Source organism: Roseovarius sp. SCSIO 43702 (assembly GCF_019599045.1).
Taxonomy (GTDB): domain Bacteria; phylum Pseudomonadota; class Alphaproteobacteria; order Rhodobacterales; family Rhodobacteraceae; genus Roseovarius.
The window spans coordinates 1653005-1666325 of record NZ_CP080623.1; the positions used below are offsets into that span (position 1 = coordinate 1653005).

General features: G+C 67.6%; 14 protein-coding genes and 1 pseudogene. 6 read left to right on the forward strand and 9 right to left on the reverse strand.

From position 1 onward, the window contains the following. Window positions 1–19: 19 nt before the first annotated feature. Genes K1T73_RS08105 through K1T73_RS08125 form a run of 5 tightly spaced genes read right to left on the reverse strand, consistent with a single transcriptional unit; the run spans window position 20 to window position 2746 of the window. Window positions 20–382 carry a hypothetical protein gene (locus tag K1T73_RS08105; RefSeq protein ID WP_220603419.1) on the reverse strand — a complete coding sequence of 121 codons (363 nt, stop codon included), beginning with the start codon at window positions 380–382 and terminating at the stop codon, window positions 20–22. A gap of 3 nt (window positions 383–385) precedes the next feature. Beyond that, window positions 386–1801: a mercury(II) reductase gene (gene merA, locus K1T73_RS08110; RefSeq protein WP_220603420.1), complete on the reverse strand. Its 1416-nt coding sequence runs from the start codon at window positions 1799–1801 to the stop codon at window positions 386–388. Window positions 1802–1813: 12 nt separating this feature from the next. After that, complete coding sequence (gene merF / locus K1T73_RS08115) at window positions 1814–2044, reverse strand: mercury resistance system transport protein MerF (protein ID WP_149755565.1); 231 nt, start codon at window positions 2042–2044, stop codon at window positions 1814–1816. Next, the gene (locus K1T73_RS08120) at window positions 2041–2337 is read right to left on the reverse strand and encodes a heavy-metal-associated domain-containing protein (RefSeq protein WP_220603421.1); all 297 of its coding nucleotides are present in this window, start codon (window positions 2335–2337) and stop codon (window positions 2041–2043) included. Before K1T73_RS08120 ends, merF begins: the two co-directional genes overlap by 4 nt. Window positions 2338–2350: 13 nt before the next feature. Next, window positions 2351–2746, reverse strand: coding sequence for a mercuric transporter MerT family protein (locus K1T73_RS08125; protein ID WP_149755567.1), 396 nt, complete (start codon window positions 2744–2746; stop codon window positions 2351–2353). Window positions 2747–2820: 74 nt separating this feature from the next. Between K1T73_RS08125 and K1T73_RS08130 the strand changes: the two genes are divergently transcribed. Beyond that, complete coding sequence (locus tag K1T73_RS08130; protein ID WP_149755568.1) at window positions 2821–3276, forward strand: helix-turn-helix domain-containing protein; 456 nt, start codon at window positions 2821–2823, stop codon at window positions 3274–3276. Window positions 3277–3429: 153 nt separating this feature from the next. Here K1T73_RS08130 and K1T73_RS08135 read toward each other — a convergent pair whose 3' ends face one another. The 4 genes from K1T73_RS08135 to K1T73_RS08150 are packed head-to-tail and all read right to left on the reverse strand — an operon-like array spanning window position 3430 to window position 7280. Beyond that, window positions 3430–3675: a MoaD/ThiS family protein gene (locus K1T73_RS08135; protein ID WP_220603422.1), complete on the reverse strand. Its 246-nt coding sequence runs from the start codon at window positions 3673–3675 to the stop codon at window positions 3430–3432. Window positions 3676–3686: 11 nt separating this feature from the next. Further along, window positions 3687–5930, reverse strand: a complete 2244-nt coding sequence (locus tag K1T73_RS08140) for a xanthine dehydrogenase family protein molybdopterin-binding subunit (RefSeq protein ID WP_220603423.1) — start codon at window positions 5928–5930, stop codon at window positions 3687–3689. Further along, complete coding sequence (locus tag K1T73_RS08145) at window positions 5902–6408, reverse strand: (2Fe-2S)-binding protein (protein WP_220603424.1); 507 nt, start codon at window positions 6406–6408, stop codon at window positions 5902–5904. Before K1T73_RS08145 ends, K1T73_RS08140 begins: the two co-directional genes overlap by 29 nt. Then, window positions 6405–7280 carry a xanthine dehydrogenase family protein subunit M gene (locus K1T73_RS08150; protein ID WP_220603425.1) on the reverse strand — a complete coding sequence of 292 codons (876 nt, stop codon included), beginning with the start codon at window positions 7278–7280 and terminating at the stop codon, window positions 6405–6407. Before K1T73_RS08150 ends, K1T73_RS08145 begins: the two co-directional genes overlap by 4 nt. Window positions 7281–7441: 161 nt before the next feature. On the opposite strand from K1T73_RS08150, the gene mgtE reads away from it, so the two are divergent. From mgtE to K1T73_RS18050, 5 genes and pseudogenes are all read left to right on the forward strand, one after another. Then, complete coding sequence (mgtE, locus tag K1T73_RS08155) at window positions 7442–8611, forward strand: magnesium transporter (RefSeq protein ID WP_220603426.1); 1170 nt, start codon at window positions 7442–7444, stop codon at window positions 8609–8611. Between the two features lie 2 nt (window positions 8612–8613). Continuing rightward, entirely contained in the window at window positions 8614–8784 is a 171-nt protein-coding gene (locus K1T73_RS08160) for a magnesium transporter (RefSeq protein ID WP_259400528.1), read from the forward strand. A gap of 153 nt (window positions 8785–8937) precedes the next feature. Next, window positions 8938–9888, forward strand: coding sequence for an ABC transporter substrate-binding protein (locus K1T73_RS08165; RefSeq protein ID WP_409077736.1), 951 nt, complete (start codon window positions 8938–8940; stop codon window positions 9886–9888). A gap of 114 nt (window positions 9889–10002) precedes the next feature. Beyond that, complete coding sequence (locus K1T73_RS08170) at window positions 10003–11070, forward strand: glycine betaine/L-proline ABC transporter ATP-binding protein (RefSeq protein ID WP_220603429.1); 1068 nt, start codon at window positions 10003–10005, stop codon at window positions 11068–11070. A gap of 50 nt (window positions 11071–11120) precedes the next feature. Continuing rightward, a pseudogene (locus tag K1T73_RS18050) lies at window positions 11121–13143 on the forward strand (ABC transporter permease). Window positions 13144–13321 lie beyond the last annotated feature (178 nt).

Sequence of the window (13321 nt, forward strand, 5' to 3'; positions counted from 1 at the left end):
GGGGGGGACTTTGGGCTTTTCAGCGGTATCTGCTCATGAAGCGCTCGCTCAGCCCCCAGATCGCCGCGGTGCCCCCGCCGACCGCGAGGCCGAGCCAGAGCCATCCCTCATCGCCCAGCGGCATCAGCCCGGTGCCGTGGCCAAGCACTGGCAACGTCATTGCCAGCAGATAGGGCCCGGTGTAGCGGCAATGGACACGCCCGCAGCGCCGGGCGTTGAGCAAGCAAGCCCCGCCCATCCAGACAAGCGCCAAAAGCCAGATCACCGTCTTGGGGCTATCGGACAACGGGATCGCCAGGAGCATAGCCCCGATGGGCAGCCACCAGGCGATGACTGAGCCGATGGCGGAGCCGAGGAGATCTTGCGAAGACTTGTCACTCATGAGTCACCCTGCGCAGCAGCTGAGCGCGGCCACGTCCTTCTCGAAAGTCTGAGCGGCGAGTTTCAACCCCTCGACGGTCGTTAGATAAGGCATGATCGTATCGCCCAACTCCTCGTAAGTGAGCCCCGCCTTCAGCGCCATCGCCGCCGTCTGGATACTGTCAGCCCCCTCGGGGGCGAGGATCTGCGCGCCCAAGAGCTGTTTACTGCCCGCTTCTGCCACCAGCTTGATCAGCCCACGCGTGTCACGGGCGGCGAGCGCGCGCGGCACAGCGTTGAGCGGCAGAACCGAGGTCACGACCTCGTGCCCGGCAGCCCGTGCCTTTGCTTCGCTCGAGCCCACACCCGCCACCTGCGGGTCGGAGAAGACCACCCAGGGCATCGTGGCGTTGTCGTAGCTGCGCGCCTCGCCCGCCACCGCATTCCGCGCGGCGAGTTTTGCGCCATAGGCCGCCATGTAGACGAATTGGTCTCGCCCGGTGACGTCGCCCGCGGCCCAGACCTTCGGGTTGACGGTGCGCATATGCGCGTCGACGACGATCCCGCCCCGCGGGTCAGTTTCGATCCCGGCGGCGCCGAGGTTCAAGCGATCGCTGTTGGGCACCCGGCCGGTAGCGAGCAGCAGCCGTTCGGCGTCGAAGCTCTCTCCGCCCTTTCCGGTCAGGCGGACACTGCCGCCGTCGCGCGCCACGCTCTCGTAGCCACTGACCCGCGCCAGGCGGATACCTTCCTCGGACAGGTAACCCTCCAAAGCATCGGAGACCTCGGGTTCGGCTTCCGGCAGCACGCCGCGGCGGCTGATCAGCGTCACTTCGACACCCGCACGAGCAAAGAGCTGCGCCAGTTCCACCCCGATATAGCCCGCGCCAAGAACCAGCATCGAGGCTGGCAGTTCGTCCATCTCCAGTGCCGAGGTGCTGTCGAGCGCGTCGACCGCCTCGATACCCGGGATCGCTGGCACATGTGGACGGGAACCGGTCGCAATGACGATCTTCGTTGCTGGAAAGGCCGTGCCGTCGACAGCGAGTTGGCCCTCGCCGTTGAAGCGGGCGCGGCCCTCTATGTAGTCGATGTTCTCGTGCTGCGGCAGAACGTCGGCATATTTCGCAGCGCGCAACTCCTCCACCAGCGCCTGTTTCTGCGCCACTGTCGCGGCCCAATCGGTCACGCGGGCCTCGGCTCCGATGCCGTCGAAGCGGCTCGCGGCGCGGGCGTGATGCAAGCTTTCCACCGCGCGGATCAACGCCTTAGAAGGCACGCAGCCCACGTTGACGCATGTGCCGCCGATGGTTCCGTTGCCGATCAAGGCGACCCGCGCCCCGGCTTCGGCGGCGGTGATCGCGGCCGAGAATCCCGCCGATCCGGCGCCGATCACGGCGAGGTCGTAGGCGCCGCCCTTGGGGGTGCAGCAATCTCTCATGTCAGTCTCTCTTCAGTTGATGCGTTGGCGCCGCCAAAGCGCGTAGAGGGTGATGCCGAGGAACAGCGCAAGCGCAGGCAGGAGCACGAAGTCGAGCCAGCCAAGCACGGCCGACAGCCCGACCGCGCCCAGCAGGATCACGAGGATCGGCGTGAAGCAGCACAGCGCCGCGATGACAGTGCCGATCAGCCCGTATTTCAGAAGGCGGTCGTTTTTGCCCGAGGGTGTCTGGGGTTGGGTCACGATCCGCCCCCGGCGACGAGAGACGCTCCGTAACCGACGCCGGTCACAGCCGCGATCAAGGCTTCGGGATCAATGACGGCGTCGTCATATTGCAGCAGGTAAGTGCCGTCCTTGGCCTCGCCCTCGGTGAACTCGGCGATCTTGACGGTTTCTACTTTTTTTAGAGCGCTGGCGACGATGTAGCTACATGAAGGGCAGGTTAGCCCGGTGACGTGCAGCCTGGTCTCGGCCTCGTCCGCCAGCGACATCGCAGGGGCCAGCATCAGAGCTGTGGCAAGAAGGGTTTTTTTCATCGGAATCTCCGTATCAGAAGGTCAAAATGCGCGGGGCGACGTGGGGGAAGACCAAGGCCAGCAGCACGACGGCCAATGCGCTCCAAAGAAGCGTCCGCATCACCCCGCGGTCCACCGGACGGGCGCAGGCACCAGTGCCGCATTCGACTGTGGACATCGGGCGATAGGCCTTCCAGAAGCCGTAGCCGAGTGCGGCGGCAGCGAGGGAGAAGGTGACCCATTTGTAGGCGTAAAGCGCCGTGAGCTGGCCGATGAACACGCCGGTGACGCCGAGGCTGACAAGCACCAGCGGCAGGATGCAACAGGAGGTCATTGCCAATGCGCCAAGCACACCTGCGCCCGTGGCGGCCCATCCAGCCCTGTCCGGTTGGTCTCCGGCCTGTCGCTCGGTCTCAGTCATCTCGCTCATCGCTTCACCGTGGTTGCCGCTTGATGACAGGCAAGATAGGGTCTGTAGCGACTACAGGATCAAGAGGTTTTCTCATGTCCGACGATCACGCCATCGCGAGCGAGCTGAAGCGCTCCGACCTTGCGCGCCTGACCGGCTGCAATCTCGAGACGATCCGCTACTACGAGAACGTGGGCCTGATGCCCGATCCGCCGCGCACGGAGTCGGGCCATCGCCGCTACGGCGCACCTCATGTGGAACGGCTGAACTTCGTAATGCGCGCCCGGGATCTTGGCTTCACCATGGAGGAGATCCGCGGCCTGCTGTCCCTCGTCGATCGCGGTAGCCATACCTGCGCCGAGGTCGAACGAATGGGACGTCACCACCTCGACGTGGTCCGCGCGAAGATCCGCGACCTCCAGACGATCGAAGCCATTCTCGCCGGAACGATCGCACGCTGCACCGGCACCGACACCCCTGACTGCCCGTTGCTCGATGTTCTCAGCGAGGGCCAGGCCGTTCCAGAACGGGTAGTGAGGGCGTCCGAATAGCTGCCGTTCATGGGAGGTGCAGCGAAGGTCGGCTCTCCGCCCTCCTCACCACATGCCGCGTCGACAAAGCCGCGGATCATGCACTTGCAGCGAAAGCCCGCTCCGTCCCGCGTACTAACGAACCGTCGCGCGGCGGCGTGCGACGATGCCGCCTCACCCGCCCTTCATGTAGGGCATGAGGACGACCTCGCTGTCGGGGCCGATCTCGGTGAACCATGCCTCGCGGTAGATGCGGCCGTCGAGCGCGAGGGAGACGCCGCGCTCGATCTGGGGTTTGAGGCCGGGGTAGCGTTCGGAGAGGCGGTCGAGGAGCTGCTTGAAGTTGCGCGCCTCGACCTCGACGGTCTCCTCCCCTTCGGCGGCGTCGCGGAGGCTGCCCCAGAGCTGGACCTGAACCATCTGTTCCCCGCCTATCCCCTGGCCATGATCGCCTTGAGCACCTTGGGCGGCGACATCGGCAGTTCGTGAAGCCGGACGCCCGCCGCGCGGCTGACCGCGTTCGACAGCGCCGCGAGGGGCGGCACGATCGAGGTCTCGCCCACGCCGCGCACGCCGTAGGGATGGCCCGGGTTCGGGATCTCGAGGATCTGCGTGTCGATGGGCGGCAGGTCGGAGGCCACGGGAATACGGTAGTCGAGGAAGCCCGCATTCAGCAGGTGCCCCTCGTCGTCGTAGATGTATTCCTCGTTGAGGGCCCAGCCGATGCCCTGCACCGAGCCGCCCTGCATCTGCCCCTCGACATAGTCGGGGTGGATGGCCTTGCCGGCATCCTGGAAGGCGGTGTAGCGCAGCACCTTGGTGGCGCCGGTCTCGGGGTCCACTTCCACATCGGCGAGGTGGACGCCGAAGGACACGCCCGCGCCGTCGGCATTGACCTCGTAATGGCCGGCGATGGGGCCGCCCGTCTCGGAGGAAAGCGCCGCGATCTCGGCCAGGCTCATCGGGTCGAAATCGCCCGCGTTGGGGCCTGACGGATGCGCCGCGCCGTCCTTCCAGACGACGGCCTCGGCGTCGATGTCCCAGATCTTGGCGACGCGGCTGCACATCTTGCGGATGGCGTCGCGCGCGGCCTCGATGGTGGCAAGCCCCACGGCGAAGGTCACGCGGGAGCCGTCGGTCACGTCGTTGTAGCCCAGCGACGAGGTGTCGGCGACGATGGTGCGGACCCGATCGTAAGGCACGCCCAGTTCCTCGGCGGCCATCATCGAGATGGACGCGCGGCTGCCGCCGATATCGGGGTTGCCCTCGGTGATGCCGACGGTGCCGTCCTCGTTGATGTTGAGCGAGACGCAGGTGTTGCCGCCGAAGTTGAACCAGAACCCGCAGGAGACGCCGCGGCCCTGGTTCTCGCCCAGCGGGGCGGAGTAGTGCGGATGGGCCTTTGCCGCCTCGAGCGTGGCCTTGAGGCCGATCGCCTCGAAGGTGACGCCGTAGGAGGATTTCGTGCCCTTGTCGGCGGCGTTGAGAAGCCGCACCTCGAGCGGGTCGAGCTCGAAATGCTGGGTCAGTTCATCGACGACGCTTTCCACCGCGTAGACCGCCATGGGCGCGCCGGGGGCGCGGTAGGCGGCTTCCTTGGGGCGGTTGGTGAGCGCGTTCCAGCCCTGGGTGCGCACATGCTCGAGGTCGTAGGCCGCGAAGGCCGCCTGGGCGCCCATCGACACGGTCTCGCACGGGAAGGCGCCGCCCTGGTAGCGGAGGTTCGCGGTGCCCGCGGTGATGCGGCCGTCCTTCGTCATCCCGATCTTGACGTCGATCGAGGAGGAGCAGGTGGGGCCGGTGGCGCGGAAGACGTCATCGCGGCTCATCACCAGTTTCACCGGGCGGCCCGCCTTGCGCGAGAGCGCCAGCGCGACGGGTTCGATGAAGCAGGTGGTCTTGCCGCCGAAGCCGCCGCCGATCTCGGACGCGGTGACGCGCAGCTGGCTCGCCTCCATCCCGAGGATGCCGGCGCAGAGCGTGCGGACGAAATACTGCCCCTGCGTGCAGCACCAGAGGTCGCCCTTGCCGTCCGAGGTCATCGAGGCGAGGCAGGCGTGGGGCTCGATATAGCCCTGGTGGGTGGCGGCGGTCTTGAAGCTGCGTTCGATGACGTGATCGGCCTTGGCGAACCCCGCCTCGGGATCGCCGTGGCCGAATTCGCAGTAGCTCGTCACGTTCTGCGACCAGTCGCCGGTCACGTTTTCCTGCTGGCGGCCTTCCTGCACCACGGGGGCGCCGGGTTTCATGGCCTCGTCCACGTCGGTGACATGGGGCAGCTTCTCGTAATCCACCTCGATGAGATCGAGCGCGGCGCGGGCCGTCTGCGCGTCCTTGGCGGCGACGGCGGCGACGGCGTGGCCGTGGTAGAGCGCCTTGTCCTTCGCGAGGCAGTTGATCGCCACGTCGCGCACGCCCTCGTCCTCGATCTCGGCGAAATCGGCATGGGTGACGATGGCCTTGACGCCCGGAAGCGCCATGGCCTTCGACGTGTCGATCCCCCTGATCCGGGCATGGGCATGCGGGCTGCGCAGGGTCGCGCCGATGAGCATGCCGGGGACGGTGAGGTCGGCGCCATACTGGGCGCGGCCCGTCACCTTGTCGACGCCATCGGGGCGCTTGACGCGCGTGCCGATGATCTTGAAATCACGGGTTCCTGGCGACATCTCGTTCATGCGGCTTCTCCCTGAGGTCTGCGGCGGCGATCTGGACCGCCTTGATGATCTTGTCATAGCCCGTGCAGCGGCAGAGATTGCCGGCGAGCCAGTAGCGGATTTCGGTCTCGGTCGGGTCGGGATTGCGTTCGAGCAGGTCCTTGGCCGCGACGAGGATGCCGGGCGTGCAGATGCCGCATTGCAGGGCGGCGTGCTCGATGAAGGCGCTTTGCAGCGTGTGCAGCGTGTCGCCCGTGGCCATGCCCTCGATCGTTTCGATCTCGGCGCCCTCGGCCTCGGGGGCGAGGACGAGGCAGGAACAGACCAGGCGGCCATCCATGCGCACGGTGCAGGCGCCGCAATCGCCGGTGCCGCAGCCTTCCTTGGAGCCCGAGAGCCCCAGCCGCCCGCGCAGCGCGTCGAGCAGCGATTCCTCGGGCGGGCAGACGAAATCCATCTCGTCGCCGTTGACGGTGGTGGTGACGTGTATCTTGGTCATGAGCGGTCTCCTGCCTTCTTCTCGGCGCGGTCCTTGGCGATGCGGGCGGCGCGGGAGGCCAGCACACCCGCCACCTGGGTTCGGAATTCGACGGTGCCGCGCTTGTCGTCGATGGGTTGGGCGGCGTCGCGGCAGGCAGCGGCCATCTTGTCCAGCGCGGCGTCGTCGAGCGTGGTGCCGATGATCGCCTTCGCGGCGGCGTCCACCACGTTGATCTTGGGTCCGACCGCGCCCAGCACGACGCGCGCGTCGGAGATCGTGCCATCCTGGGCCAGTTCGAGCGAGACCGCGGCAGAGGCGACGGCGATGTCCATCTCGGTGCGCGGCGTAAAGCGCAGGTAGGCGTCCGCGGCGCGGCCGGGCCGCGCGGGCAGGAACACCGAGGCCACGAACTCGCCATCCTCGAGCGCGAGCTTGCCGGGGCCTTGCGGCAGTTCGGCCACGGGCACGTCGCGCTCGCCCTTCGGTCCGACCACGCGGGCCACGGCATTTGCGGCGGCCATGGCGGGCACGCTGTCGGCGGCGGGTGAGCCGTTGCAGAGATTGCCGACCATGGTGCAGCGCCCCTGGATCTGGGTCGAGCCGATCAGGTCGCACGCCTCGACCACGCCGGGCCAGAGCGCCTTGACGCCTTCGTGTTCGTTGAGTTGCTGGCCGGGCACGCCGGCCCCCACGCGAAAGCCGCCGTCTTCCGCGGTGATGTCGCGCATGCCGGGGATACGCTTGATGTCGATGACGGTCTCGGGCGAGATCATGCCCGATTTCATCTGCACGAGAAGGTCGGTGCCGCCGGCGAGGATGCGGGCCTTGCCGCCCCCCTCCGCCAGGTGGCGCGCGGCCTCGTCCAAGGATTGCGGTGACACGAAGTGCATGGCTGTCCTCCCAGGGTGCGGACCGGCGGGCGGGTCCGGTTGAACGATCATTCAAATGGAAAATGCAGGGGATGGGCAGGGATTGCAAGCGCAGGCTTGGCAAAGCGCGCCGCCGGGTGCAGTCATGGAAAAGGGGAATCCTCGGAACGGGAGCGGCGGCGATGAACGGGTTTGCGAACGGAAGCCACGAAAGCGCGCCCGGCGCGGGGGCCACGCCGGGCGAGATCGCCGCGTTTCTCACCACGGCCCCGGCGATGGACGTGGCGACGTGGCTCGACCTGCGGGCGCGGGCGGACGCGTGGTCCTACCTGCGCCGGCTCGACGCGGCGCGGCGCGGCGCGGTCTTTTCCAACATGTCCGAGAGCAGGCAGGACGAGATCGCCCAGGCCCTCGGCACGGACGAGCTGGCCGGGCTGGTGGCCGAGATGGACGCGGATGACCGGGTGGACCTGTTCAACCGGTTGCCCGACGACCTCCAGGCACGGCTGAGGGATGCGCTCGATCCCGCGATCCGCGAGGACATCCTGCGCCTGTCGGTCCACGACGACGAGACCGCCGGGGCGCTGATGACCTCGGACTACGCCGTGCTTGGCCGGGACATGACGGCGGGCGAGGCGCTGGATGCGCTCCGCCGCGAGGCGGCGGATGCGGAGACGATCTATCGCTCCTACGTGCTCGATGAGGCGGGGCGCCTCGTGGGGGCGATCCGGTTGCACGAGCTCATCCTCGCCGCCGGGGAAACGCCGATCACCGAGCTGATGGAGCCCGCGCCCGTCTCGGTCAGGCCCGAGACCGACCGCGAGGACGTGGCGCGGATGATCGCGCATTACGATATCCTCGCGCTGCCGGTGATCGACGCGGAGGGCCGTCTCGTGGGGATCGTCACCCATGACGACGCGGCGGACGCGATGCAGGCCGAGACGACCGAGGATTTCCAGAAGATCTCGACCGTGCTGCCGTTCTCGCAGAGCCTGAGGGACGCGAGCGTGCGCGTGCTCTATTCGCGGCGCATCGTGTGGCTGGCGCTGCTGGTGGTCGGCAACCTCTTTTCCGGGGCGGGGATCGCCTATTTCGAGGAGACGATCCTCGCCTATGTCTCGCTCGTCTTTTTCCTGCCGCTCCTGATCGACAGCAGCGGCAACGCGGGATCGCAATCCGCGACGCTGATGGTGCGGGCGCTGGCGACGGGCGACGTGCGGCCGGGTGACTGGGGCGCGCTCATCCTGCGCGAGGCGGTGGTCGCGGCCGCGCTCGGCGCGACGATGGCGGCGGTGGTCTTTCCGCTCGGGCGGTGCGCGGCGGGCCGGAGGTGGCGGCGGTGGTCGGCGTGACGATGTTCGTCGTGGTGATGGCGGGCAGCCTCGTGGGGATGTCGCTGCCCTTCCTGCTTCAGCGCCTGAAGCTCGACCCGGCGACGGCGAGCGGGCCGCTGGTGACGACGGTGTCGGACGCGCTGGGCGTGGTGGTCTACTTCTCGATCGCGACGTGGATCCTGGGCATCTGAAGGGAAAGGGGGGGCGGGTTGCACAGGTTTATTGCCGCGGCAATCCCGGTTTTCCGTTTGCCGGCGCGATCAAGACGCCTAGGATGGTTGTCGGATCGCCGGTGGGCGGTTACTGATTGGTCAGTCAAACAAATCATCAGGGAGCGAATGAAGATGAAAAGAACCTTGACCTGTGTGGCGGCGCTTTGCGTTGCGGGCACGGCACATGCCGCCGAGATGGGTGCGGTGGATGAACCCATCAGGCTGGCCGTCAACGAATGGACGGGCCAGCATGTCACCACGCATATCGCGGGCTCCATGCTCGAGGAAGCGGGATACGAGGTGGAATACGTCACCGCGGGCTACATGAACATGTACCAGGCCATGTCGGACGGCGAGCTTCACGCCGCGGTCGAGATCTGGTCGTCGAACGTGAGCGACGACTATGCGAAGCAGGTCGAGGCGGGTGGCATCACCGAGATCGGCGAACTGGGCCTCGATGCCAAGGAAGGCCTGGCCTATCCCGCGCATGTGGAGGAGATCTGCCCCGGTCTGCCGGACTGGCAGGCGCTAAAGGACTGCGCGCAGGCCTTCGCCACCGCCGAGACGCTGCCGCAGGGCCGGCTCGTCGATTATCCCGCCGACTGGGGCACGCCGGGGGCCGAGCGCCTGACGGGCTTCGACCTGCCGTTCAAGGCGGTTCCGGCGGGATCGGAAGGCGCGCTCATCGCCGAGCTGCGTGCCTCGACCGAGCGCAAGAGCCCGCTTCTCATCACCTTCTGGCAGCCGCATTGGGCCATGTCGAAATACGACATGAAGTTCGTGGACGTGCCGGACGGGAACGAGGAATGTTTCACCGATCCGGCCTGGGGGCCGAACCCCGACGCCACGCATGATTGCGGCTTTGCGCCCACGCGCGTCTTCAAGGCGACGTGGTCGGGCTTTGACGAGAAATGGCCGGCGGCGGCGGAAATCCTCGAGAACTTCACGCTCGACGTGGCCGATCAGCAGCCGCTGATGGGCAAGGTGGACGTCGATGGCGAGCCCGTCGAAGAGGTCGTCGACGCGTGGATGGCCGAGAACGAGGAGAAGTGGAAGCCGATCGTCGAGGCGGCGGTGAACTGATCCAGGAAGGCGCGTCCCGGCCCGGGCAGGGCCGGGACGACGCCAGGGTGCGACGTGCGAGGCCCCGGACCAGGTCCGGGGCGCGTCTCTTGCAAGGGGCGACCGGGGGAGCAGATGAGTGACGAGACGAGCGGGGACAAGCCCGCCATAAGCTGCCGGAACGTGTGGCAGGTGTTCGGCGCGAGGGCCGCGGAGCGGCTGGAGGCCGCGCTGGACGAGACGGGAGGCGACCGCGATGCCGCCGCCGAGCGGCTGATCGAGGAGGGTCTCATCCCCGCGGTGCGCGACGCGAGCTTCGATGTCGCGCGCGGCGAGCTATTCGTGATCATGGGTCTTTCGGGATCGGGGAAGTCGACCATCGTGCGCTGCATCTCGCGCCTGATCGAGGCGACGGCGGGCGAGATCGAGATCGACGGCGAGAACATCCTTGCCGCGAAGAAGACCCGGATGACCGAGCTTCGGCGCGACAAGCTGGGCATGGTGTTCCAGCATTTCGGGCTGTTTCCGCATATGAGCGTGGCCGACAACGTGGCCTTTCCGCTCAAGATGCAGGGCAAGGGACGTCGCGAGCGGCTGGACCGCGCGCACGAGGTGATCGAGCTGGTGGGGCTCGAGGGCCGCGAGGATGCCTTCCCGCGCGAGCTTTCGGGGGGGCAGCGCCAGCGCGTCGGCATCGCGCGCAGCCTCGCCGTGAACCCGGACGTGTGGTTCCTCGACGAGCCGTTCAGCGCGCTCGACCCGCTCATCCGGCGCCAGCTTCAGGACGAGTTCATCAACATCCAGGCGAGGTTGCAGAAATCCATCGTCTTCATCACCCACGATATCGCCGAGGCGCTCAAGATCGCGGACCGGATTGCGATCATGCGCGACGGGCGGATCGTGCAGATCGGCACGCCCACCGAGATCGTGCTGAACCCGGTGGACGACTACGTGCGCGAGTTCTCGAAGGACGTGGTGAAGGGGCGGCACGCGAAGATCGCCTCGGTGATCCGGCCGGTCGAGGAGGGCACGGAGGACATGATGACCGATTCGGGCATCCGCGTGGACATGACGCTCGAGGCGGCGCTGGCGAAGTGCATCTCGCGCTACGAGCCGGTGCCGGTGCATGACGGGACGGGCAAGATGGTGGGCGTGGTGCATCCCAGCGACCTTGCCGCCGCGTTGCAGGTGGACGAGCCATGAGCGCACCCGACATCGGCGCCGACGGTCTTCGCCTGCCGGGAAAGCCTGCGATGAGCGTGGGCACCTGGGCCGCGATCGTGACGCTGGCCACCGGCGCGCTTTGCATGGCGCTGACGCCCTATGCGCCGTGGCTCGTGAAATACCCGGCGGCCTGGGCGCTGCCGATGACCGAGTGGATCGGCGTGACGCTGGGCTGGTTCCTCGAGGCTATCAAGCCCGCGATGCGGGTGGTATCGGGCGCGTTGGGCTGGGCGATGCGGGGGTCGAACTGGCTTTTCAACACCGTGCCCTATCCGGTGCTGATCGCGCTCGTCACCGGCTTCGGCTGGTGGGTGGGCGGGCTGCGGCACGCGGCGCTGGGCCTGCTCGGGATGGGGTTCGTGCTGGCCTCGGGCTACTGGGTCGAGAGCATGAACACGCTCTCGCTGGTGGCGGTGTCGGTGCCGCTCGCGCTGTTTCTCGGGAGCGCGACGGGAGTTCTGGCCAACGAGTTCCCGCGCGTGAAAAGCGCGGTGCAGACGGTGATGGACGTGATGCAGACCGTGCCGACCTTCGCCTATCTCACGCCGCTCCTGCTTCTTTTCGGGTTCGGGCCGGTGGTGGGCCTGATCGCGAGCGCGATCTATGCCGCGCCGCCCATGGCGCGCAACGTGATCCTCGGGCTGGAACGGGTCGAGACCGATATCAAGGAAGCCGCCGTCATGTCGGGCGGCACGCGGCTGCAACAGCTTTTCCTGATCGAGATCCCCTCGGCCAAGACACAGATCATGGTGGGCGTGAACCAGTGTCTGATGGCCGCGCTGAGCATGGTGATCATCGCCGCCGTGATCGGCGGATACGAGGATATCGGCTGGGAGGTGCTGCTCACGATGCGCAAGGCGCAGCTTGGGCCGAGCCTCATGGCCGGGCTGGTGATCGTGGTCTTCGCGATCGTGATCGACCGGATGAGCCTGCACATGGCGACCGAGCGCGAACGCCACAGCCTGCGCGTGACCGGCGCGATCGTGGCGGTGGGGGTCGCGGTGTCGCTCCTGCTGTGGGAGCGGGCGACGGCGCCGGGGGCGATCACGCTGCTCGACCCGGCGAAGGACTGGCTCGACGACAGCCTGAGCCGGATCCTCGTGGCGCATGGGCGACGCTCGACGCGATCAAGAACGGCGCGATGTTCTATGGTCTTCTGCCGGTGAGGATCGGGCTTGACGGGCGGTTCTGCCCTTCACCTGGGGCTTCCAGTGGACGGGCACGATGAGCCTTGTCTTCTATACTGCGGCCGCGGCGCTGGCGCTGCCGCTCATCCTGCGGGGCCGGGTGGTCGGGGGGCTGGTGCTGGTGATCCTGGCGGGCGTGCTCGAGACCGGCGTGGCCGAGCTTCCCTGGCCCTTCGTCCTGGTGGCGGCGGGCGCGATCGGGTGGAGCGCGGGAGGCCCGCGGCTGGCGGCCTTCGCGAGCCTGATGATGGGCGCGATCCTGGTCAGCGGATTGTGGGACAAGGCGCTTCTGTCGCTCTACCTCTCGGGTGTCTCGGTCGTGGCCTGTGCCGTGGTGGGCGGGCTTATCGGCCTTCTCTGCGCGGTGAGCGGCGTGGCCTGGCGGATCGTGCGGCCGATCTGCGACATGCTTCAGACCATCCCGCTTTTCGTCTTCCTGATCCCCGTCCTGATGTTCTTCGGCATCGGCGAGTTCCCGGCCTTCCTCGCGATCTGCATGTACGCGATCGTGCCGATGATCCGCTACACGCGCCACGGTCTCGTGATGACGCCCGACGAGCTGATCGAGGCGGCGGTGTCCTCGGGGGCCACGCCCGCGCAGATCATGCGCGAGGTGCGTCTTCCCTACGCGGTGCCGACGATCCTCCTGGGGCTCAACCAGACGATCCTCTATGCCTTCGCGATGCTGGTCATCGCGGCGCTGGTGGGGACCACCGGGCTCGGGCAGTCGATCTACCTGGCGCTCGGCCAGGCGGATGTGGGGCTCGGCATCGCGTCGGGCGCGGCGATGGCGATGCTGGCGCTGGTGGCGGACCGGCTGGTGCAGGGATTCGCGAGCGAGCGGCGGCGGGCGCTGGGTCTCTGAGCCACGCCGCGGCGGCCCGCGGCGGGGGTTTCCGCCGATGGCGCGGCAGGCCGGGTTTTCGGCAAGGCTTGGCCCATGGCGCGGGCGGGTTTGGGCAAGGCGCCGCCCGGAAAGACAGGGTCGCGACGCGAAAGCAGCATCGGGGTCTCCTCATGTCGTATGGACCGTGCCACCGAGG

What these genes read in the sequence shown, in the direction of transcription:
- mgtE (WP_220603426.1), top strand. Translation starts at nt 7,442, where the DNA reads ATGAACGGGTTTGCGAACGGAAGCCACGAAAGCGCGCCCGGCGCGGGG.
- K1T73_RS08105 (WP_220603419.1), bottom strand. Translation starts at nt 382, where the DNA reads ATGAGTGACAAGTCTTCGCAAGATCTCCTCGGCTCCGCCATCGGCTCA.
- K1T73_RS08160 (WP_259400528.1), top strand. Translation starts at nt 8,614, where the DNA reads ATGTTCGTCGTGGTGATGGCGGGCAGCCTCGTGGGGATGTCGCTGCCC.
- K1T73_RS08125 (WP_149755567.1), bottom strand. Translation starts at nt 2,746, where the DNA reads ATGAGCGAGATGACTGAGACCGAGCGACAGGCCGGAGACCAACCGGAC.
- K1T73_RS08120 (WP_220603421.1), bottom strand. Translation starts at nt 2,337, where the DNA reads ATGAAAAAAACCCTTCTTGCCACAGCTCTGATGCTGGCCCCTGCGATG.
- K1T73_RS08165 (WP_409077736.1), top strand. Translation starts at nt 8,938, where the DNA reads ATGAAAAGAACCTTGACCTGTGTGGCGGCGCTTTGCGTTGCGGGCACG.
- K1T73_RS08140 (WP_220603423.1), bottom strand. Translation starts at nt 5,930, where the DNA reads ATGAACGAGATGTCGCCAGGAACCCGTGATTTCAAGATCATCGGCACG.
- K1T73_RS08170 (WP_220603429.1), top strand. Translation starts at nt 10,003, where the DNA reads ATGAGTGACGAGACGAGCGGGGACAAGCCCGCCATAAGCTGCCGGAAC.
- K1T73_RS08150 (WP_220603425.1), bottom strand. Translation starts at nt 7,280, where the DNA reads ATGCACTTCGTGTCACCGCAATCCTTGGACGAGGCCGCGCGCCACCTG.
- K1T73_RS08135 (WP_220603422.1), bottom strand. Translation starts at nt 3,675, where the DNA reads ATGGTTCAGGTCCAGCTCTGGGGCAGCCTCCGCGACGCCGCCGAAGGG.
- K1T73_RS08130 (WP_149755568.1), top strand. Translation starts at nt 2,821, where the DNA reads ATGTCCGACGATCACGCCATCGCGAGCGAGCTGAAGCGCTCCGACCTT.
- K1T73_RS08145 (WP_220603424.1), bottom strand. Translation starts at nt 6,408, where the DNA reads ATGACCAAGATACACGTCACCACCACCGTCAACGGCGACGAGATGGAT.
- merA (WP_220603420.1), bottom strand. Translation starts at nt 1,801, where the DNA reads ATGAGAGATTGCTGCACCCCCAAGGGCGGCGCCTACGACCTCGCCGTG.